Genomic DNA, 20176 nt, shown 5'->3' on the forward strand with positions numbered 1-20176 from the left:
TCTCACGGAGAATAGAGAGCGAAAGCAGAGGATCCCCGCATGCGCGTTCTCGTCGTCGAAGACGATCCAGTCCTGTCGGACGGCCTGAAGGTCGGCCTGGCGCTCGGCCTCGTCACGGTCGATTGCGTGGCGAGCTGCGCCGATGCGCGCGCGGCGCTCGCCACCGCGCAGTTCGACGCCGTCGTGCTCGACCTGATGCTGCCGGACGGATCCGGCCTCGACGTGCTGCGCGACATGCGCCGGGCGGGCGATGATACCCCCGTACTTCTCCTCACCGCGCAGGACGAGACATCCGACCGCATCCGGGGTCTCGACAGCGGCGCCGACGACTATATCGGCAAGCCCTTCGATCTCGACGAACTGGCCGCGCGGGTCCGGGCGGCGGCACGGCGGCACGCCGGACGCGCCGCCCCTTTGATGCAAACCGGCTCGATCTCGCTCGATCCCTCGACGCTCTCCGTCACGGTCGCCGGCGAGCCGATTTCCCTGTCCCGGCGCGAATTCTCGGTGCTGGCGGCGCTGATGGAACGGCCGGGCACGATCCGCTCGCGGGGCGAGATCGAGGAGCGGCTCTATGGCTGGCAGGAGGAGGTCGACAGCAACGCGGTCGAGGTCCACATCCACAATCTGCGCAACAAGATCGGCCGCACCGCGATCGAGACCGTGCGCGGGCTCGGCTATCGCATGGGGTCGGCCCCATGACCTCGCTGCGGCGCCGGCTGTTTTTCATCCTGGTGGCGGCGACCGGCCTGATCTGGCTGAGCGCCGGCGCCTGGATCTATATCGGCAGCCGCTCGGAACTCGAGCATGTGCTCGACACCCGGCTCCAGGAAGCGGCGAAGATGGTGCATTCGCTCGTCGACGCCCACACCATGCCGGCCTCGGTCGATGCCCTGAATGCCGCGCTGCCGGCGGAAGTACCCGGCTATGAGCGCCAGCTCTCCTGCCAGATCTGGTCGCTGGACGGCCAACTCGTCGCCCGGTCGAGCGGCGCGCCCGCCGCCCGGCTCGCCGAGAACGTCGATGGCTATTCGGACCGGATCGTCGATGGCGAACCCTGGCGGGTCTACACGATCCAGGACCCGGTGAAACGCGTGCGCGTCATGGTCGGCGACCGCATCGGCCTGCGCCACAAGCTGGTCAACGATTTGATCGTCGGCCTGCTGGCGCCGGCGCTGCTGGTGCTACCGCTGTTCGGGCTTCTGACCTGGGCGAGCCTCGGGCGCGGCCTGCGGCCGCTTCGCAGCATGGCGACGGAACTGCAGGGGCGGGATGCCGAGGACATGCGCCCGCTCGACGCGAGCCGGCTGCCCGCCGAGGTGCAGCCGCTCGCCCACGCGCTCAACGCGTTGTTCGACAAGGTCGAAGCGGCGCGCCGGCATGAGCGCGAGATCACGGCCTTCGCGGCGCATGAACTGCGCACGCCGCTCGCCGGGCTCAAGACACAGGCGCAGGTGGCGCGGGCGGCCGCCGATCCGGCGGTGCGGGATCGCGCCCTGTCGCAGATCCTCGTCTCCGTCGACCGGACGACCCGGCTCGTCCGCCAGCTGCTGGTGCTGACCCGGCTGGAAGCCGAGGCCGCTCCCCCGCGCGAGGGTGCCCACACGGCCAGCGACCTGCTGGCGGAAATCGTCGCGACCGCGCCACCGCTCGCTGCCAATGTCCAGGTCGAGATCGATCCTGCGCTGGCCGGGCTGGCCTTGCCCGGCGCGCGCGACACCTGGATGCTGGCCCTGCGCAACGTGCATGAAAACGCCATCCACCACATGCCGGAGGGCGGCCTCGTCCGCTGGTGCGCGACACCGGACGGGCGGGGCGTGATGGCCATCGACCAGGGCCCGGGCATCCCCGAGGAGGAACTGGCCCTGGTGACCCAGCGCTTCTATCGCGGCCGCCACAAGAGCACGTCGGGAACCGGCCTCGGCCTCACCATCGTCGCCATCGCCGCGCGCCGGCTCGGCGTCGAACTGGTGCTGAGCAACCGGCAGGACCGGAGCGGCCTGCAGGCCGCCTTCGTCCTGCCGCGCGCGTGAGACGGGCCACAGCAGGGAACCATCGCGGCAAAACGGACCCGGCGCCCTTGATCTTCGGCGCCGGGCTTTGCATGAAGCATCGGCGAGGCACGAGCGGCGGCGATGTTCACCCTTCTTAAATCCGAAACCTTCCGGCAGGAAATCAAGAAGAGCCGCTTCCTCGCGGTGGCGGGCCCCGTATCCGACGAGGCGGACGCGAAGGCGTTCATCGCGGCGAATTCCGACCCGGCCGCGAACCATAATTGCTGGGCCTGGAAGATCGGGCAGCAGTACCGCTTCAGCGACGATGGCGAACCGAGCAGCACGGCCGGCAAGCCGATCCTGCAGGCGATCGAGGGGCAGTCTCTCGACGGCGTCGCCGTCGTGGTGACGCGCTGGTTCGGCGGCATCCTGCTCGGCGGCGGCGGTCTGATCCGCGCCTATGGCGGCACGGCGGCGGCGTGCCTGCGCGCGGCGGAGAAGCAGCCGCTGGTCGTCACGCAGGAGGCGACGATCCTGTGCGGCTTCGGCGACCTGGCGCTGCTGCAGGCGCGGCTGGCGGCATGGCCCACCACCCGCGTGACGTCGCAGACCTTCACTGAGACGGGTGGCGAACTCGTCGTCGCCATCCAGCAGGACGATGTCGAGGCCGTGCGGCAGCTGGTCGCCGACCTCACCAGCGGCCGCGCCGCGATGCGTCTCGCCGACTAGATCGGACGCTCTTCCGTCGGCGCACGGAAAGCTTCATACCCCTGCCGTTCAGGGATGCAGCACGACCTGACGTAAACTTCAGCAACGAACGCACGCTAGGATCTGCTCTCATCGGCCTTCTTGAGCGTAATGTATTGGTGGCGGTCTTGCGGCATCCTCCCCCGCGACGGCCCAAACATTTACGCAAAAGGAGACTGACGATGACTTCCCTTCGCATGACCCACGAACCCATCGCCTTCGCCAACCCGAACGCCGGCTCGGCGATCCAGACGGCGGCGGAAGCCGCCCGGGCGATCCACGATATCGGCTATGACAACCTTCATCTCGATATCGACACGGTTAACTCTACCTGCTGGTGCTACATGGAGCCGGTGGGCAAGCCTTCCTACACGCATGAGCTGATGGGCGACATCAGCCGTATGCAGAAGGCGATCACCCAGACCTTCTCCAACCTCGCCGGCCCGGAAGCGGCCCCCTTCGGCTGGTTCGTCATGGCCTCGGGCGTGCTGGGCATCTACAATCTGGGCGGCGATCTCGGCCATTTCGCCCAGCGCATCCGCAGCCGTGACCTGAAGGCGATGCGCCATTATGGCCATGTCGCCGTCGAGGCTATCCACCGCAACGCCGTGGCGTTCGACGCGCCGGTGGTGACGATGGCGCTGGTCCAGGGCGACGCGCTGGGCGGCGGTTTCGAGCATGCCCTTTCCTTCGACCTGATCGTGGCCGAACGCAGCGCCAAGATGGGCCTGCCGGAAATCCTGTTCAACATGTTCCCCGGCATGGGCGCCTACAGCTTCCTGTCGCGGCGCATGTCGCGGGACAAGGCGGAAGCGCTGATCCTGTCGGGCCGCATCCACACCGCCGAGGAACTGTATGAGATGGGCGTGGTGGATGTGCTCGCCGAGGACGGCCAGGGCCAGGCGGCCGTGCTCGACTACATCGCGCGCCACAACCGCAAGCACAACGCCCATCACGCCCTGTACCGGGCCCGCCGGCGCGTCAATCCCGTCACGCTCTCCGAGCTGATCGACGTGGTCGACATCTGGGCGGAAGCGGCGCTGAACCTGACCGAGGCCGACCTGCGCAAGATGGATCGGCTCTGCTCGGCCCAGAACCGCCGTCTCGCAAGCCTGCAGCCAGACATGCCCGTTCTCGTGGCTGCCGAATAAGGCCCGATTGGCGATGCGCCCGCGGGCGCATCGCCAGCCGCCCTTCGGCTATCCCAGACCCGCCTCGCGCGCCGAATAGGCGCGCATGGCCTTTTGCGTGCGCCTGAGTTCGGCCTTGGCCTGCCGGGTAAATTCCGCCGCGCCCGCCCGCAATTCGTCGCCGCGCAGGTTGCGCCAGGGCGCGCAGATGGCGCCGAGCGCCACCGCTCCCATATTGGCCGAACTGCTCTGCAGCGCATGATCGTCGCTGCGGAACGCTTCGAGATCGCCGCGGCTGGCGCTCTTGATCAGCCTTTCCAGCATGATCTCGGCATCCGCCAGATAATCCTCCATCAGCTCGACCACGAATTCCGCATTGCCAAGCCGTTGCAGGCGCTCCACAGCCCGATCGTCGAGGCTCGGCAGGACGGCGTTGCGAACCAGGGTAAGCCGGGGTTCGGAGCGCCCGGCCTTGTCCGGCTCGTCACTCGTGATCCGGTCGATGGCGGCCAGCAGCGCCGAGGGCTCGACCGGCTTGATCAGGCAGTCATCCATGCCGGCGTCGCGCCAGCGGCTGTCGTTCATCGCGGTCGCATCGGCGGTCAGGCCGACAATGGGCAGCCGCCGGTCGCCGGTCGCCATGACCCGGTAGAGCTTGGTCGCTTCCAGCCCGTCCGTGTCGGGCATGTTGAAGTCCATCAGCACGATGTCGATCTGGTCCGCTTTTTCCTCCAGCAGGTCGAGCGCCTGGTCGCCGGTCTCGGCCAGCAGGACGGAGTGACCGGCCGCCTCGAGGATGCGCGAGAAGACGCGCTGGTTGATGCGGTTGTCGTCCGCCAGAAGAATGCGGCGCGGACGGCTCGGCCGGATCGGGCGCGGCGTCGCGGCGACGACTTCCGCCGGCGCCGGCGCGTTCAGCCGGCTGGCGACCGTCAGCGCGCGGCGCAGTTCCGTCGGCGTCGGACGCTCCGACAGCAGGCTCGAGCAACGCTGCCGGGTCGCCAGCGGCGGCAGTCCCGGCGGCACCCAGGGCTGGATCAGCACGCCCTTCGAGGATCCCGTCGCGCCGATAGAAGGTAGGGGGAGATTCTTGCTGTCCGGCTCGAACAGCAGCCGGATGGCGTTGGACGCTTCGGGCGGAAACATCCTTGCAGGTCCCTGGCGCGGATCGGCGAGAATCGGGGCCACGCGGAGCGAGGACAGCGTGCCGATCAGGTCGCGGAGGGGCGCCGCATCGCGGCAGACCAGCACCACGCCGCGCTCGCGCCAAGGTTCCTCCGCCGAAAGCCCCTCGTCGACCGGCGTCGCTACGACGATGTCGAAGCGGAAGGTGCTGCCCTCGCCGAGGGCGCTTTCGACCGAGATCGACCCGCCCAGCAATTCCACCAGTCGCCGTGCGATCGCCAGGCCGAGGCCTGTGCCGCCGAACCGGTTCATGATGCTGGCATTGGCCTGGGTGAAATCCTCGAAGATCCGGTCCTGATCCTTCGGCGCGATGCCGATGCCGGTATCGGTGACCTCCATGATCAGGCGGAAACGGCCATCTTCCTCGGGCTGGCCGTCGACCGCGATCGTCACGCCGCCCTCGCGGGTGAACTTCACGGCGTTGCCGACCAGATTGACCAGGATCTCGTGCAGGTGCTGGCGGCTGCCGAACAGCCGCAGCGGCGTACGCGGCGTGACGTAGATGTCGAAGGTCAGGTCGCGTTCGCGCACCTGGGCCTCGACAAGCCGGCGCGCATCGACCAGCAGCGCGATCAGGTCGATCTCGCCATTCGATACCGGCATGCGGCCGGCCTCGATGCGCGACAGGTCGAGCAAGCTGTTGATCAGCGACTGCAGCGAGCGGCTCGCGACATCGACGGTCTCGACCATGTCGCGCTGCTCGGCGACGAGCGGGCTGGCCCGCAGCAACCCCGTCATGCCGACAATGGCGGTGAGCGGGGTGCGCAGTTCATGGCTGACACTGGCCAGGAACAGGCTTTTCGCCTGGCTCGCCTCCTCGGCCGCCTGGGTCGCCTGCGACAGCTTGCGGATCAGCGTGCCGGCATAGGCCGGCAGGATGACCAGCCCGGCCAGCAGGCCGGCCGAAAGATGCCAGCGCTGCGCCCAGAACGGAGTGGTCAGAACCACGACGCCGAAACAAAGGGTTGCAACGGGGATGGCGGTCGCGAGCGCGGACAGGCCGAAGCGGAAGCCATTGCCGAAGATGACCCAGAGATAGATCGGAAAGAACAGCGCCGCGACTTCGCCGCCGAGATGCAGCTGCCAGGAGAGGAAGCCGCAATCCATCACCAGCGCGAAGAAGCGCCGCGCGCGCGACACGCCGGGATAAAGCAGGATGTGGCACAGCACGCCCAAGGCGAGCGGGATGTAGAGCGCCATGACATCGAGCGCATAGCCGATGTCGTCGCTGCTCCGGTTCACCAGCAGGACGATGACGATGATGGTGGCGAAGACGAGCCGGTTGTAGCTCATCTCATGTTCGCTATCGGGCCGGTCCCGCAGCCGCGCAGCCATCCAGCGAAGGGGTGCGGTAAGCGCCTGAACGAGACTATCCGGCGCGCGCATGCTCATTCTCCGTCGCCCCGTGCGAGGGTTCGGAGCCCGCCTGGCCATGCTGCATCACCCAGGCGACGAAAGCATCGGCCGGAATCGGTCCGCTGAAATGGTATCCCTGTACTTCGTCGCATCCCTCGAGCCGCAAAAGCTGCAACTGAGGTTCGGTCTCGACGCCTTCGGCGAGTACCTGCAGATGCAGGATATGCCCGAGATCGATGATGGTCCGCACGATCGCGAGCGCGCTCGGATCGCTGCCCAGATCCTGGACGAAGGACCGGTCGATCTTCAGGCGGTGCAGCGGAAAGCTGCGCAGATAGCTCAGCGACGAATAGCCCGTGCCGAAATCATCGACGGAGAGCGTGACGCCGAGCGACCGCAGCACATGCATCTGCTTGACGATATGCTCGTCATGGCCGAGCAGAATGCCTTCCGTCAGCTCCAGCTCCAGCAGGGTCGGCCGCATGCCGCTTGAGCGCAGCGCATCCTTGACCAGGGTTTCCACGCCCTGGCGGCGGAACTGGATCGGCGACATGTTGACGGCGATGCGCAGATCGCCGAGCCCGTCCGCTTCCCAGACCGCCCCCTGGCGGCAGGCCTCGTTCAGGACCCACTCATTGATCGGCAGGATGAGGCCGGTTTCCTCGGCAAGACCGAGGAAGGAGCCGGGTGCCAGCAGCCCGCGCTCGGGATGCTGCCAGCGCAGCAGCGCCTCGGCGCCGACGACCTTGCCGCTGCGAAGGTCAATCTGCGGCTGGTAGAACAGGACGAATTCCCGGCGCGACAGCGCACCGCGCAGCTCGGTCTCGAGATGGGCCGTCTGGCTGGCGCGCGGCCGCATGTCGGCCGCGAAGAACCGCCAGGTGTCGCCGCCCAGCGACTTGGCCAGGTACATGGCCTGGTCCGAATTCTTCAGCAGCTCGTCCGGGTCGGTCCCGTCCAGCGGCGCGAGGGTGACGCCGATGCTGGCGCCGATATTGAGCGCGAGCGGGCTGTCCTCCTTGCTGTTGAGGAGGTCGAGGATCGACTGGGCCAGCCGGCCCGCATCCTCCGGCCCGTCAATGTCGGGCTGCAGGATGGCGAATTCGTCGCCACCGAGGCGGGCCACCGTGTGCCCCTCGTCCACCAGCGCGCAAAGCGCAGCCGCGACCCTCTGCAGCAGCTCATCGCCGCGGTGGTGGCCATGCGCGTCATTGACCGCCTTGAAGCGGTCGAGGTCGATGAAATGCAGGGCGAAGTTCTGGTCGCCGCGCCGGCCGCGCGCGAGCTCGCGCCGCAATCGGTCGCGCAGCATCAGCCGGTTGGGCAATCCGGTCAGCGAATCGTGATTGGCGATGTGCAACAGCCGCCGCTCGGCATGGCGCTGTTCGGTGATATCGATCGATGTCGAGAGCACGCTCGCGATCTCGCCGGAGCTGTCATAGAGCGGCGCCTTGCTGGTCAGGTAGATGCGCGGCTCGCCATCGGGCGCCAGCACTTCCTCCTGGCGCGGGGAGATGGCGCGCCCGGTCTTGAGCACGAGCTGGTCGAGCCGGCGGCTGATATGAGCCCGCTCCTCGCCCAAAAGCGCCTCGATCGGCTTGCCCACCAGTTCGCCCGGCGCCTTGCCGAAAAAGGCCGCCTGATGCGCGTTGACGAAGACGCAACGGCCGTCGCGGTCCGTGGCGTTGATCATCGCGGGAACGGTATCGATAACCTGGGCCAGCGCCTCGCGGCTTTCGCGCAGCAGCCGCTCCTTGGCATGCAGGCTGATCTCCAGCAGGTCGGCCCGCTTCGATATCAGAAGCTGCTGGGCCCGGAGCTTGAGGAGATTCTTGGCCCGGGCGAGGAATTCGACATGGTCGACCGGGCTGAGGAGAAAGTCCGTCGCCCCCGCTTCCAGCGCCTCGACCCGGAACTGCTGGTCGCTATAGGCGGTGATGACGATGATCGGCACATCCCAGTTGCGCACATCGGCGCGAACGGAGGCGGTCAGCTCGGCGCCCGACATGGTCGGCATCTTGTAATCGGTGATGATCAGATCGGCGGTATTCTCCGCCAGCCATTCGAGAGCCTTTCGCGGATTTCCGAATGTGCGGATATCCAGCTCGGTCTCCAGTTGACGCGCCAGCTTCGAATAGATGCGCTGATTGGTCGAGCTATCGTCGACGATGAGGATCTTGGGCATCAGTGCTGGCGCCATGGACACACAAAAGGCCTCTTGCGATAGCGTTGGCACGCTGAACTGGGATGACCGTATAGCATTGAAAGTTGCTTGCGAGCGGCCGGAGGGCGTCGGATCGAGCGTGATTTATGTGTTTACGCTCACCCGCGGACAAGTGGTAGCGCTGGCGGGACCATCCGACCAGTTTTCATTGCTTTGCCGCCCCCGCGAACGAGCCCATGACGTGTCCGGGCCAAACCACGCCCAAAACATGTGGACAAGCCTCAGGCGGCGAGAGCGTTCCAGCCGAAAGGCGCTCTACGCTCCCCATTTGAACGGGCACCCGCGCCGATACCATTGCCATCGCATGAAGGAAATTCCATGACAGAGACAGCCTGGCACGCCGATCCCTTGGTGTGGGGACACGGCCCGCGCCGGTTCGAGGTCTTTCTCGAACCCACCTGCCCTTATTCGGTTCGGACCTTCAACAAGCTCGACCGGCTTCTCGCCGAAGCCGGCGAAGACCGGATCACCATTGCCATCCGCCTGCAGTCGCAGCCCTGGCATCTCTATTCCGGGGTGATCGTCCGCTGCATCCTGGCGGCGTCTACGCTACCGGGCGGCAAGGAAACGGCGAAGAAGGTCATGGCCGCCGTCGCCGCGCATCGCGAGGAATTCGAATTCACGCATCATGCCGGCGGGCCCAACATGGACGTCACGCCGAAGCAGATCATCGAACGGCTGGGAGGCTATAGCGGGGTCGCGCTGCAGGAGGCGTTCGCCCTCCGCACGCTGGACCGCGAGATCAAATGGCACTGCAAATATGCCCGCCAGAACGGCATCCACGTCTCGCCGACCTTCATGATCGACGGACTGATCCAGCCCGACCTGAGCAGCGGCGACGAGGTATCGGCCTGGGTGTCGCGCCTGGTGCCGGCCTGATCCAGGATCCCGTCCCCGGCAGCGCTGGCGCCGCCGGGGACGATCCTGATATTGGCTAGAGAACGTCCAGCGAGAGCTCGTCGGAGAGCGCCTCTTCCTTCTGTTCGTCGGTCAGCGTGACCTCCTCGGAGACGCCGGCCTCGTCCTTTACCTCGAAGGTGTCGGGCAGTTCGTCATTCAGCGACCAGTAGGCGAGCATGGCCGCCTCGGTCCGGTTGCTGGCGATCACGTCAACGGTGATCGTCACCTGGAAATGATCGCCTTCGAAATCCTCGAACTCCGGGTCGAGTTCGGCTTCGGTCTTATCGGACATCGTTCTTCTCCGCAGATTTCCGGTCAAGGGTGGCCCTACTTGCGCGCTGCCTCACAGCCGGTCAAGCCGCAACGCGGCCACCCGACTCGATGCGTGGAGATCGTGAGACATCGGGCTAACGGCCTTTGCAGTCCGCCCGACCTCCGTGCTTCACTGGCAAGGATTCGAAACTCCATAGCAGGAACCACCGTCGTGACCCGTGTCGACCCTAGCCCCTACCATGCGGCGCTCGAAGAACTTGGCACCGTATTCAGTCGATTGGATGACGAGAAGGTCGATGAACTCATCGAGGCCATCGCCAAGGCGAAGAGCACGGTCGTGTTCGGCGGCGGCCGCGAGCGCCTGCAGATCATGGGCTTTGCGATGCGCCTCTACCATATGGGCGTGCCGGTCGCGGTCGAGGGCGACATGACCACGCCGCCGGTCGGCCCCGGCGACCTGTTCCTGCTCACGGTCGGGCCCGGAGAGATCTCGACCGCCCTGGCGCTGATCGGCGTGGCGCGCAGCGCCGGCGCGACCGTGGCCGTGATCACCGCGCAGCCAGGCGGCAAGGCGCCGGCCATGGCCGACCTCGTCCTGCACCTGCCGGCCCAGACCATGGCCGACGACCAGGGCGAAGCCCGCAGCTCGATCCTGCCCATGGGCTCGCTTTATGAGGGCGCGCTGTTCGTACTGTTCGAGGTCATGATCCTGAAGCTGCGCGAGCGCCTGCAGACGACGCCGGAAGCCATGCGGGCCCGCCACACCAACCTGGAATAGACTTCTCTCCAGCGATGCCAGCCTTCCGCCCGGCGGCCAAGGGAGGCTGGCATCTCCCCCGACGCATCAATTCCGCCCAACTGGCCCTCGCCCAGGCCGCGCCGGCGCATGTCCGCCGCGCTCCTTCCCAAGGCAGCACGACGCCTTCCGCCTAAACACGCTCCACGATCCAGCTCCTTGACCCGCGAGCGCTCCGCTCCCGGGAACGAACCGTCGCGCGCTTTTCAGCGCCCGACTGCGCAATTCGATCGTCGAAACCCTTTCGTTTTGCGCATAACGCGCATAGAATGACCCCGTCAATTTGCTGTGCCCTTGATCGATCCGAATTCTGCGCAGAACGCGCAGCGGACCCGATCTGGCATTTGTCGAGCCACTCCACGATCCCTGACTTCTTGGGCGCATTCATCCGATGACACGCTGGCTGATCCTCGCCGATGATCTGACCGGGGCGGCCGACAGCGCCATTCCGTTTGCGCGGCGAGGGCTGGACAGTGTGGTCAGCTGGAGCTCGGAAGCGGCCGGCGCGCTGCGAACGGCTATCGTTTCCCACAATACCGACAGCCGGGGGCTGACTGCCGGGGCGGCGGCGGAACGGCAGCACCATGCGCTCGCGACCCACTCCGAGCCCGGGCGCGACCTCTTCAAGAAGATCGATTCGACCCTGCGAGGCCAGCCGGCGGCCGAGATCGCCGCCACCATGGCCCATATGAAGCGGCGGTTCGGCAGGGCCTTCGGCCTGCTGGCCCCCGCCTTCCCGGCCACCGGCCGCACGACGCGCCACGGCCGCATCCTCGTCAGCGGTCAGCCGCTCGAACAGGTCGAAGTCTGGCAGCGCGACCACAGCTACGCCAATGCCGATCTCGCTGACGTCCTCGCCTCGGCCGGGGTGGCGACAGGGATCGTGCCGCTTTCGACCATCCGCGCGAGCGAGAGCGATCTGCGCGCCGCCTTCTCGCTCCTCGCCAGCCGGGGCGATGTCGTGGCGATCTGCGATGCGGAAACCCAAGACGACCTGCGCCGGATCGCGGCGGCAAGCCTGCCGCTGTCGCCGGGCGCCTTCCTGATCGGCAGCGCCGGCCTCGCTTCGGCCGTGGCGGCACTCGCGCCGTCGCCCCCCGTCGCGCCGCCCTGCTTCGAGGCTTCGGCGCAGGGCTTCCTGATGGTGGTCGGCTCGCTGGCAGCGGCGTCGCGCCGGGGTGCTGCCAAGCTCGTCGCCAGCGGGCATGTCGCGCATGTGTCGGTCTCGCCCGAAACCCTGCTGCACGATGCGTCGGAACGGGCCGCGATCGGCAACGCGGTCGCAGCCCGGCTCGATGCCGGGGAGGATGTCCTGGTCGAGATCCAGATGGATGGCCGGCCCGAAATGGCGCTGGGGCCGAGCCTCGCCGAGGGGCTGGCCGACGCGCTCGCGCCTGCCGCCACCCGCATGGGAGCCTTCGCGGCGACCGGCGGCGAAACGGCGGCAGCCTTGCTTTCCCGCTTCGGCGCCCTGGGCATCCGCCTGATCGACGAGATCGAACCCGGCGTCGCCCTGGGCCAAGCCCTTGGCGCGCTCTCCTGTCCCGTGGTCACGAAAGCCGGCGCCTTTGGCGACGACGACAGCCTCGGCCGCATCGCCCAACGCCTTCGCGATATCCGCACCCAAGGAAATCCAGCATGACGCCGACCCAGAGTTCACTGCCCACCATCGCCATCACCATGGGGGATCCCTCCGGCGTCGGGCCAGAGATCATCATGAAGGCGCTCGCGCAGGATTCGACCCGCCAGCTGTGCAACGCGCTGGTGATTGGCGATGCCGAGCGCCTGCGCCTCGCGGGCCGGCTGGCCGGGATCGACCTGGAGGTCGCCTCGCTCGACGATGCGGCGGAAGCGGATTTTGCCGCGCCGGCCGTGCAATGCATCGACCTCAAGCTGGTGCCGGCGGATCTCCCCTTCGGCAAGGTCTCGCCGGTTGCCGGCGAGGCCGCCTTCCGTTTCATCGAAAAGGCGGTTGAGATCGCCAGCGCCGGCATCGCCCAGGCGATCTGCACCGCGCCGCTCAGCAAGGAGGCGCTCCATGCGGCCGGGCACAAATATCCCGGTCATACCGAGCTGCTCGCGGAACTGACCGGCACGCCGGAAGTGTCGATGATGCTGGTCTCGCCCAAACTGCGCGTGATCCACGTCACGACCCATATCGGGCTGATCGACGCGATCGCGAAGATCGAGCCGGGTCTTGTCGAGCGGGTCATTGCGCGAGGCCATGCGGTGCTGACGAAAGCTGGCATCGCCAACCCGAAGATCGGCGTCTGCGCCATCAATCCGCATGCGGGGGAAAACGGGCTGTTCGGCCGCGGCGAAGAGGCCGAGAAGATCACCCCCGCGGTCGAGGCCTGCCAGGCGAAGGGATGGGACGTCCGCGGCCCGCTGCCAGCCGACACCCTGTTCTTCCTGGCCGGCCGCGGCGATTACGACATGGTGGTCGCCATGTATCACGACCAGGGCCATGGCCCGATCAAGGTGCTGGGGCTGGAATCCGGCGTGAACATCACGGTCGGACTTCCCGTCATCCGCACTTCCGTCGATCACGGCACGGCGTTCGACATTGCCGGCACCGGCGTTGCCGACGAGCGCAGCCTGATCGAAGCGCTGCGCCAGGCTGTGGGACTCGCGCCGCGCCCCGCCGCCGTCTAGTCGACCGCCCCTAAGGAAAAGCACGCCCATGCGCAGCACCGAACGCCGCTCGCGCCTTCTCGAAGCCTTGCAGCTTGGCGAAGTCGATGTCGAGGATCTGGCGCGCCGTTTCGCCGTGTCGGAATCGACCGTGCGGCGCGATCTGCAGCGCCTTGCCGCGGACAATGCCGTCCGCCGAACCTATGGCGGCGCCATCCTGCTCGGCCGGGGCCGGGAAACGACGCTCGGCGAAAGACTGGACGAGCGCGGCGCGGAAAAGCGGGCCATCGCGCAGGCGGCACTGGCATTTATCGAGGATGGCGACACCCTCCTCCTCGACGCCGGATCCACCGTCCTCGCGCTTGGTCCGCTGCTGGCCGGCCGACGGCTGCGCATCATCACCAACAACCTGGTCCTGCCGCCCTTGCTGGTCGGCGAGCCCGACATCGAAATGATCGTGCTGGGCGGCACGCTGCGCTCCAGCAGCATGGGCACGGTCGGCCCGCTTGCGGTGGAAGCGCTCCGGCGGCTTACCGCCGACAAGGCGTTTCTGAGCGCGGACGGCATCGTCGCCGGGCGTGGCTTGTGCGAGGCGCATCTCGATCAGGTGGCGCTCAAGAGCCGGATGATGGAGCAGGCAAGGGAAACCATCGTCCTCGCCGACGCAACGAAACTCGGCCGCGCGGAACAATCGGCCTGGGCGCCCCTGCCCGCGCATTGGCGCCTGATCACCGACGCAACCGCGACCGACCACCAGCTCGCCACGATGGCCGCCGCCGGGGCGGAGGTGACCCTCGCGACCGTGTGAGGATCGTGGCGGCCTACGGAGCCCTTCGGCCCTCGCATACAGCGTCCCGTCATCACGGCCATTGTCTGAACGGTCGGGACGACGGGACGATGCTTGAACGTTACTTGACGGTGATGGCCAAGCCGCTCAAGTCGGCGTTGACCTGCAGGCCGACCTGCTTGCCCGAAAGCTCGAGCCGGGCGCCCTTTTCATTGGTCATCACGATGACCTGCGCGCCGCGGCCAATCGCGCCGCCGCCGCCGGCTGCGCCGTAGACACCGGTTACGTCGCTGGCGCGGCGAATGTTGCGGACCGTGCCGCGGAAATTGGTCTTGGACGCGCCAAAGGCGATGCCGCCCGAGATGCCGGCGATCGAGATCGGGTAGCGGCGACCATGGAAGGTCAGCGTACCGTCGCCGCCCGAGCCGCCGACGAAAAAAGCCGCCTTGTACACGGAGAAACGGATCGTGCCGCTGTCGGCATGCGCGGCGCTGGAGAGGCTGACGGCCCCGGCCGCGATGACGGCAACCGCGGCGGCGCGAATTCTGGGCGAAATCATCATGATCAAGTTCCTCAAGGTAGCCGCTTGCCCAGCGACTGGGCTCGTCAGCCTCGTCTCCGAGTGACAATGGAACAGTCTCGCCCGGGATTGGTTCCGCGCGAGGTGACCGAATTCCGATACGGTCAGGATGTCGCAAGATAAGGTTGGCCAGCAAGCGCGATTTGCCGGCTTCCCGCGCCTGGCGCCGTCTTGGCAATTTCTGCCTTCGCTGGCCTAGGAGGGCTGGGTCAGGCGGAGGATGCGAGAACTGCCGCCCCGCGTCTCAGTGACGACGAGGACGGAGCCGTCCGGCGCGGCCTTCACGTCGCGAACGCGGGCGCCCACCGGCACATGCTCCTCGGCGACGACGCGGTCATTGTCCATATGCAGGACGACGACCGCCTGGGTGACCAGCCCGCCGACCAGGAAGGTGCCCTGCCAATGCGGGAAGGTCTCGCCGTGGTAATAGGCCATGCCAGAGGGGGCGATGACGGGATCCCAGTAATAGACGGGCTGTTCCGTGCCGATCTCGGCTGTCTTGCCCGCGCCGATCGGCGCGCCGCTATAGTCGATGCCATAGGTAACTTCCGGCCAGCCGTAATTCTTGCCGGCCTCCGGGCGGTTCAGCTCGTCGCCGCCGCGCGGCCCGTGCTCGACCGTCCAGAGCCGCCCCTGGCCGTCCAGCGTGGCAGACTGCATGTTGCGGTGGCCGAGGCTCCAGATCTCCGGCAGCGCGCCCTCCGTGCCGACGAAGGGATTGTCGGGGAGCGCGGCCCCGTTGCGGTCGATGCGGAAGACTTTTCCAAGGCCGCTGGCGATATCCTGCGCCTGCACGCGCACCGCGGCGTTCGAGCGCTCGCCCACCGTGACAAACAACTCGCCCTTCGGACCGAACACCAAGCGCGAGCCGAAATGGTTGTTGCCACGGAAGGCCGGCGTCTGGCGGAAGATGACGGTCAGACCCTCGAGGCGAGCGCCTTTGTCATCCCGTACCAGCTTGGCGCGCGCCACCGAGGTGGCGTTGCCGCCGTCGCGCGGCTCGGAGAAGGAGACGAAAATCTCCTGGCTGGTGTCGAAATCGGGCGCCAGCGCGACGTCGAGCAGCCCGCCCTGCCCCGCGGCATCGACCTCCGGCACGCCGGCGATATCCGTGCCCACCGAACCGTCGGCGCCGACGATGAACATCCGTCCTTCCTTGGCGGTGACGAGCATCCCGCCATCCGGCAGGACTTCGAGCGACCAGAGCTGCGGCAGGTCCTCCGCGATCACGCTGACAGCGGGCTCGGTCCGCTTTTCCGGCAGAGGAGCGCGGGTCTGATCCGAAGACTGGGGCTTCTGGTTGGCGCCATGGGGCGGCCGGGTGTCGAGCGGGGTCTGCGCATAGGAAGGGAGGGCGACGCCGGCTGTCAGCACCAGGGCCAGGGCGGTGGCAAGTCGGATCATGCGTCTTCTTCCTTTTAATAACGGCGGAGGCGGAAGGAGATCCACCCCGGGTGGGAGGCGGATGACGCGAGACCGCTGGAGGGCGGCTCGCGCATCCTTGGCCTTCGGCGAACATCGGCGCCGGGGATCTGGTTGTCGAACGTCCGGGCACGCATCCGGTTCCCTCGCCGTTGCGACCAACGCCATCCGCATGTCCCCCTCCCCCCGCCGCTAGGCCGCGGAAGTCGATGGGAAAGTCAGGCGCGTCGTGCGGCGTTTTGGGCGGCTCCCTCGTTCCCGACCGGCCCGGCACGAGCGGGGCGCGGCCAGCTTCCGTTCAGGATGAGGGTGGCGACGAGGCCGATCAGCAGGCCCCAGAACGCCCCGCCAATGCCAAGCAGCTGGATGTTGGCGGCGGAGGCGAGAAAGGTGATCAGCGCCGCCTCGCGCGAACCCGGATCCGCCATCGCTCCGGCAAGGCTGCCGCCAATGGTGCCGAGCAGCGCCAGACCGGCCAGTGTGGTGATGAAGGTCGCGGGGAAGGCCATGAAGACGGCGGCCAGCGTCACGCCGAACACGCCGACCAGCACGTAGAAGCACCCTGCGGCGATGCCGGCGATCCAGCGTTTCGACGGATCCTCATGCGCGTCCTTGCCGGTGGCGATCGCCGCCGTGATGGCCGCGATGTTGAAGGCATGCGAGCCGAACGGGGCCATGAGAAGCGAGCCGAGGCCCGTGACCGCGACGATCGGATTGGCGCTCGTCTTGAAGCCGTCATTCCGCAGCACCAGCATTCCCGGCATGTATTGGCCGGTCAGCGTGATTACGAACAGCGGCAACGCCACCGAAAGCAGGGCGTTCAGCGAAAACTGCGGCAGGGTGAAAACAGGCGACGCGAATTCCAGCGTCAAGCCCGAGAGATCGACCCGGTCCTGCACCAGCAGGAAAGCCAGCCCGATCACCAGAATGCCGACCACTGCGTAGCGCGCGGCAAAGCGCTTCAACACGACATAGGCAACGATCAGCAGGCCGACCAGCAGCGGATCGGCGCTCGCCCCGCCAAAGGCACCTATGCCGAAGGGCAGCAGGATGCCGGCCAGCAGGCCCGAAGCGATGCCCGGTGGGATCAGCCGGATCACTTTCTCGAAATAGCCGGACATGCCGAGCGCGACGAAGGCCGCCGCCGAGATCATGTAGGCGCCGACCGCCTCCGCATAGGGCGTCGTCGCCAGCGCGGTCACCAGAAACGCTGCCGCCGGGGTGGACCAGGCGGTGATGATCGGCTCGCGGTAGCGCCAGCTCAGGAAGAGGCCCGTCAGTCCGACGCCGATGGAAACCGACCAGACCCAGGACGCCGTCAGCCCCGGACTGAGGCCCGCGACCTTCGCGGCCTGGAAGACGAGGATGAAGGTGCCGCCATAATTGACCAGGACGGAGATCAGGCCGGCAATCACGGGATGCGCGAGATCGTGGAGGCGAAGGGGAGTTGGCTGGGATGGCATGGTCGAAGAGAAACTCCGGAAGGACGGGCCTCGCGGGCCGCGGGTCGGCTTGACAACTAACCGGTGAATGGCCTGTTCTCTCCCACCAATTCTATCGATGGGGCCAGACCATTTGTTCAAGCATTCGCAACTGGAATCGGTGAAGGCGTGGATGGCGCTGCCCGCCCATGCGGCCATGCCGCTTCATGCACGGATCCAGCGGGCGATCCGGCAACTGATCGTCGACGGTGCGCTGGGACCGGGCAAGCCTCTGCCCGCCTCCCGCGCGCTTGCCACGTCGCTCGGCGTGTCGCGCGACACGATCGAAGCCGCCTATGGCCAGCTTCACGCGGAAGGCTTCATCGACCGGCGCGTGGGCAGCGGCAGCTTCGTCGCCGAGATGACCGCGTTCATGCCCGGCCGGGGGCATTCGCCCAGAGATCCGCAGCGTCGCAACCAGCCGCCGAAGCTCAGCCGGCGCGGCGCCGCCATATTCGGCGGTGGCGGCGTTCGGGAGAGGCTCACGCCGCGGCCCTTCGCGCCGGGCGTGCCGGAGACGCGCACTTTTCCGCTTGCGCTCTGGGAGCGCCTGGAGCGGCAGGTCCGGAAGGAAGTCGGCGCGCAAACCCTGCTGCATGGCGACCCGCAAGGCATCGAGCCGCTCCGCCGCGCCATCGCCGACTATGTGAACCTGGAGCGAGGCGCGCGCGCCACGGCGGACCGGGTGCTGGTGCTGACTAGTTCGCAGCAGGCGCTGTCGCTCTGCGCCAACATGCTGCTTGATCCCGGCGACGGGATCTTCATCGAGGATCCCGTCTATTACGGCGCGCGTCGCGCCTTCGACGCGGCGGGGCTGGAGTGCCTGCATATCCCCGTCGACGGCCAAGGCCTTGTGGTCGAGCCGATCCTGGCCGAACCGCGCCGGGCCAAGGCGGTGTTCCTCACGCCCTCCCACCAGTTTCCGACCGGGGCGACCCTGGCGCTGGAACGCCGCCTCGCCCTGATCGAATGGGCGGCCCGGCACCAGGCCTGGATCATCGAGGATGACTACGACAGCGAGTTCCACTATGCCGGCAAGCCGACCGCCTGCGTGCAGGGCCTCGATCCGCATGACCGGACGCTCTATATCGGCACCTTCACCAAGTCGCTCTTTCCGGGCCTGCGGATCGGCTATCTCGTCCTGCCGCCCCAACTCGTCGGGCCGATGACCGTCGCGCGCACCCTGCAGGACGGCCATACTGCGCCGATGGCGCAATGGACTTTGGCGCGGTTCATGGAGGGCGGGCATTTCGGTGCGCATGTCCGCAGCATGCGCGGCGTCTATGCCGACCGCCTAGACCTGCTGGAAAGCCTCGTGCGCCGCCATCTGGCGGATTTCGTCGAACCGCGCGTTCCCGCCGGCGGGCTGCAGATGTCCTGCCGGTTGACCGGCGGGCTCCCGGAGCGCGCCGCGATCGAGGCGGCAGCGCGGGCCGGCATCGATCTGCTCGGTCTGTCGGCGCTGCATGCCGACGGCCGCGGCGAGGCCGGCTTCCTCATGGGCTTCGCCGCCTACACGCCCTACGAGATCGAGCTCGCCGTCCGGAAGCTGGCGACCGCGCTTCAGACAATGAGACCCACCTAGTCACGCCGCCCGGAACATCGCCGCCGCGGCATCGGCGCCTCGATTTCCCGAACAAACCGCTCGGCATCCGCCGAGTCGGGAGCGGCATAACTGAGGTTCTTGAACACCCCCGTCAGCTTGGTGAAATACTCTGGACGCCCGGACAAACGGCGTGATGCACACGCCCGGCTGCCGGGCCTCCTCCCGATGAACAGGAGGACTCAGGCACGGAAGGATCGGTGCCCGGCAGAAGCTGCCGGGCACGCCTTGGTTCACCAAGCGGTGAAGCCGCCATCCACGGTAACGTTCGAACCCGTCATGTAGGACGAGGCGTCCGACGCCAGGAAGCGGATGACGCCATTATACTCATCGATCTCGGCCTGACGGTTCATCGGCACGCGTTCGAGGAAGGCCTCGATGAACTCCTTGTCGAAGTTCGCCGTCTTGACGCCGCCGAACGAGATCAGGTTCACGCGAACCTTTTTCTGCGCCCAGTAGGTGCCGAGATAGCGCGTCATGTTGACGAGGCCGGACTTGGAGGCCGCGTAGGAGATGGCCTTGATGAACGGCACGCCGTCGCGCTTTTCGCGATAGGCGTAGAGCGCCTGATTGGGCGAGACCAGACCATAGATCGAGCCCACATTGATGATCGAGCCACGGCCGGCCTCGGCCATGCGGCTGCCGACGACCTGGCTGGTCAGCATGACGCCGGTCAAGTTGGTGTCGATGATCTCGTCCCAGTACTTCTGGGGATAGTTCTCGAAAGGCGCGTTCTGCTCGGCTGAGCCGTTGGGCTTGGAATCGATCCCGGCATTGTTGACCAGGATATGCGGCACGCCCCAGTCGGCGATCAGCTTTTCGGTCGCTGCCTCCAGCTCTTCCTTGCTGGTCACGCTGGCTTCATAGACGTTGATATTGTCGCTGACGCCGGGGAATTTTTCCTCGATCTGCTGGCGGCTGAAGGGCCGGCGCGAGAAGATCGCCACCTTGGCGCCGGCTTCCGCCAGGGACTTGGAAAACTGCGTGCCAAGCTGGCCGAGACCGCCGGTGACGACCGCGACGCGGCCCTCGACGCTGAAGAGATCCGTCATTCATTCCACTCC

Annotated in this window: 17 protein-coding genes; 10 read left to right on the plus strand and 7 right to left on the minus strand. The window is 67.1% G+C overall.

The annotated features are described in order from the left end of the window. Positions 1-39: 39 nt before the first annotated feature. The 4 genes from ACHMWQ_RS01480 (at position 40) to ACHMWQ_RS01495 (ending at position 3892) form a co-directional block, all read left to right on the plus strand. Positions 40-702 carry a response regulator gene (locus ACHMWQ_RS01480; protein ID WP_396306125.1) on the plus strand — a complete coding sequence of 221 codons (663 nt, stop codon included), beginning with the start codon at positions 40-42 and terminating at the stop codon, positions 700-702. Then, positions 699-2033 (plus strand): sensor histidine kinase N-terminal domain-containing protein, encoded by a 1335-nt coding sequence (locus ACHMWQ_RS01485; RefSeq protein ID WP_396306126.1) that lies wholly within the window; start codon positions 699-701, stop codon positions 2031-2033. Before ACHMWQ_RS01480 ends, ACHMWQ_RS01485 begins: the two co-directional genes overlap by 4 nt. Before the next feature lie 102 nt (positions 2034-2135). Continuing rightward, entirely contained in the window at positions 2136-2723 is a 588-nt protein-coding gene (locus tag ACHMWQ_RS01490) for an IMPACT family protein (protein WP_396306127.1), read from the plus strand. Positions 2724-2923: 200 nt separating this feature from the next. Then, entirely contained in the window at positions 2924-3892 is a 969-nt protein-coding gene (locus tag ACHMWQ_RS01495; RefSeq protein ID WP_396306128.1) for a crotonase/enoyl-CoA hydratase family protein, read from the plus strand. Between the two features lie 48 nt (positions 3893-3940). On the opposite strand, the gene ACHMWQ_RS01500 is transcribed toward ACHMWQ_RS01495, so the two are convergent. Both ACHMWQ_RS01500 and ACHMWQ_RS01505 read right to left on the minus strand, forming a co-directional pair. Continuing rightward, complete coding sequence (locus tag ACHMWQ_RS01500) at positions 3941-6442, minus strand: ATP-binding protein (RefSeq protein ID WP_396306129.1); 2502 nt, start codon at positions 6440-6442, stop codon at positions 3941-3943. Further along, positions 6426-8597: an EAL domain-containing protein gene (locus ACHMWQ_RS01505; RefSeq protein WP_396306130.1), complete on the minus strand. Its 2172-nt coding sequence runs from the start codon at positions 8595-8597 to the stop codon at positions 6426-6428. The genes ACHMWQ_RS01500 and ACHMWQ_RS01505 overlap by 17 nt, the downstream gene beginning before the upstream one ends. Positions 8598-8954: 357 nt before the next feature. On the opposite strand from ACHMWQ_RS01505, the gene ACHMWQ_RS01510 reads away from it, so the two are divergent. Next, a complete protein-coding gene (locus ACHMWQ_RS01510; RefSeq protein ID WP_396306131.1) occupies positions 8955-9515 on the plus strand; it encodes a DsbA family protein in 561 nt (186 codons plus the stop codon). 55 nt (positions 9516-9570) lie between these two features. On the opposite strand, the gene ACHMWQ_RS01515 is transcribed toward ACHMWQ_RS01510, so the two are convergent. Beyond that, positions 9571-9828 carry a hypothetical protein gene (locus tag ACHMWQ_RS01515; protein WP_396306132.1) on the minus strand — a complete coding sequence of 86 codons (258 nt, stop codon included), beginning with the start codon at positions 9826-9828 and terminating at the stop codon, positions 9571-9573. 192 nt (positions 9829-10020) lie between these two features. Between ACHMWQ_RS01515 and ACHMWQ_RS01520 the strand changes: the two genes are divergently transcribed. The 4 genes from ACHMWQ_RS01520 (at position 10021) to ACHMWQ_RS01535 (ending at position 14047) form a co-directional block, all read left to right on the plus strand. Continuing rightward, entirely contained in the window at positions 10021-10587 is a 567-nt protein-coding gene (locus ACHMWQ_RS01520) for an SIS domain-containing protein (RefSeq protein WP_396306133.1), read from the plus strand. Between the two features lie 409 nt (positions 10588-10996). Beyond that, a complete protein-coding gene (locus tag ACHMWQ_RS01525) occupies positions 10997-12247 on the plus strand; it encodes a four-carbon acid sugar kinase family protein (protein ID WP_396306134.1) in 1251 nt (416 codons plus the stop codon). After that, positions 12244-13260: a 4-hydroxythreonine-4-phosphate dehydrogenase PdxA gene (gene pdxA, locus ACHMWQ_RS01530; protein ID WP_396306135.1), complete on the plus strand. Its 1017-nt coding sequence runs from the start codon at positions 12244-12246 to the stop codon at positions 13258-13260. Before ACHMWQ_RS01525 ends, pdxA begins: the two co-directional genes overlap by 4 nt. A 28-nt stretch (positions 13261-13288) precedes the next feature. After that, the gene (locus ACHMWQ_RS01535; RefSeq protein WP_396306136.1) at positions 13289-14047 is read left to right on the plus strand and encodes a DeoR/GlpR family DNA-binding transcription regulator; all 759 of its coding nucleotides are present in this window, start codon (positions 13289-13291) and stop codon (positions 14045-14047) included. A gap of 100 nt (positions 14048-14147) precedes the next feature. Here ACHMWQ_RS01535 and ACHMWQ_RS01540 read toward each other — a convergent pair whose 3' ends face one another. The 3 genes from ACHMWQ_RS01540 to ACHMWQ_RS01550 form a co-directional block, all read right to left on the minus strand. Continuing rightward, positions 14148-14588 (minus strand): hypothetical protein, encoded by a 441-nt coding sequence (locus ACHMWQ_RS01540; RefSeq protein WP_354553944.1) that lies wholly within the window; start codon positions 14586-14588, stop codon positions 14148-14150. A gap of 213 nt (positions 14589-14801) precedes the next feature. Continuing rightward, positions 14802-16010 carry a PQQ-dependent sugar dehydrogenase gene (locus ACHMWQ_RS01545; protein ID WP_396306137.1) on the minus strand — a complete coding sequence of 403 codons (1209 nt, stop codon included), beginning with the start codon at positions 16008-16010 and terminating at the stop codon, positions 14802-14804. Between the two features lie 236 nt (positions 16011-16246). After that, entirely contained in the window at positions 16247-17491 is a 1245-nt protein-coding gene (locus ACHMWQ_RS01550) for a benzoate/H(+) symporter BenE family transporter (protein ID WP_396306138.1), read from the minus strand. A gap of 151 nt (positions 17492-17642) precedes the next feature. On the opposite strand from ACHMWQ_RS01550, the gene ACHMWQ_RS01555 reads away from it, so the two are divergent. Continuing rightward, complete coding sequence (locus ACHMWQ_RS01555; protein WP_396306139.1) at positions 17643-19094, plus strand: PLP-dependent aminotransferase family protein; 1452 nt, start codon at positions 17643-17645, stop codon at positions 19092-19094. Between the two features lie 251 nt (positions 19095-19345). On the opposite strand, the gene ACHMWQ_RS01560 is transcribed toward ACHMWQ_RS01555, so the two are convergent. Next, positions 19346-20164: an SDR family oxidoreductase gene (locus ACHMWQ_RS01560; RefSeq protein WP_396306140.1), complete on the minus strand. Its 819-nt coding sequence runs from the start codon at positions 20162-20164 to the stop codon at positions 19346-19348. Positions 20165-20176 lie beyond the last annotated feature (12 nt).

Source organism: Kaistia sp. UC242_56 (assembly GCF_044452255.1).
In the GTDB taxonomy this organism is placed as follows: domain Bacteria; phylum Pseudomonadota; class Alphaproteobacteria; order Rhizobiales; family Kaistiaceae; genus Kaistia; species Kaistia defluvii_A.

Coding starts and splice junctions, on each gene's coding strand:
- ACHMWQ_RS01480 (WP_396306125.1), top strand. CDS start 40: ATGCGCGTTCTCGTCGTCGAAGACGATCCAGTCCTGTCGGACGGCCTG.
- ACHMWQ_RS01485 (WP_396306126.1), top strand. CDS start 699: ATGACCTCGCTGCGGCGCCGGCTGTTTTTCATCCTGGTGGCGGCGACC.
- ACHMWQ_RS01490 (WP_396306127.1), top strand. CDS start 2,136: ATGTTCACCCTTCTTAAATCCGAAACCTTCCGGCAGGAAATCAAGAAG.
- ACHMWQ_RS01495 (WP_396306128.1), top strand. CDS start 2,924: ATGACTTCCCTTCGCATGACCCACGAACCCATCGCCTTCGCCAACCCG.
- ACHMWQ_RS01500 (WP_396306129.1), bottom strand. CDS start 6,442: ATGCGCGCGCCGGATAGTCTCGTTCAGGCGCTTACCGCACCCCTTCGC.
- ACHMWQ_RS01505 (WP_396306130.1), bottom strand. CDS start 8,597: ATGCCCAAGATCCTCATCGTCGACGATAGCTCGACCAATCAGCGCATC.
- ACHMWQ_RS01510 (WP_396306131.1), top strand. CDS start 8,955: ATGACAGAGACAGCCTGGCACGCCGATCCCTTGGTGTGGGGACACGGC.
- ACHMWQ_RS01515 (WP_396306132.1), bottom strand. CDS start 9,828: ATGTCCGATAAGACCGAAGCCGAACTCGACCCGGAGTTCGAGGATTTC.
- ACHMWQ_RS01525 (WP_396306134.1), top strand. CDS start 10,997: ATGACACGCTGGCTGATCCTCGCCGATGATCTGACCGGGGCGGCCGAC.
- pdxA (WP_396306135.1), top strand. CDS start 12,244: ATGACGCCGACCCAGAGTTCACTGCCCACCATCGCCATCACCATGGGG.
- ACHMWQ_RS01535 (WP_396306136.1), top strand. CDS start 13,289: ATGCGCAGCACCGAACGCCGCTCGCGCCTTCTCGAAGCCTTGCAGCTT.
- ACHMWQ_RS01540 (WP_354553944.1), bottom strand. CDS start 14,588: ATGATGATTTCGCCCAGAATTCGCGCCGCCGCGGTTGCCGTCATCGCG.
- ACHMWQ_RS01545 (WP_396306137.1), bottom strand. CDS start 16,010: ATGATCCGACTTGCCACCGCCCTGGCCCTGGTGCTGACAGCCGGCGTC.
- ACHMWQ_RS01550 (WP_396306138.1), bottom strand. CDS start 17,491: ATGCCATCCCAGCCAACTCCCCTTCGCCTCCACGATCTCGCGCATCCC.
- ACHMWQ_RS01555 (WP_396306139.1), top strand. CDS start 17,643: ATGGCGCTGCCCGCCCATGCGGCCATGCCGCTTCATGCACGGATCCAG.
- ACHMWQ_RS01560 (WP_396306140.1), bottom strand. CDS start 20,164: ATGACGGATCTCTTCAGCGTCGAGGGCCGCGTCGCGGTCGTCACCGGC.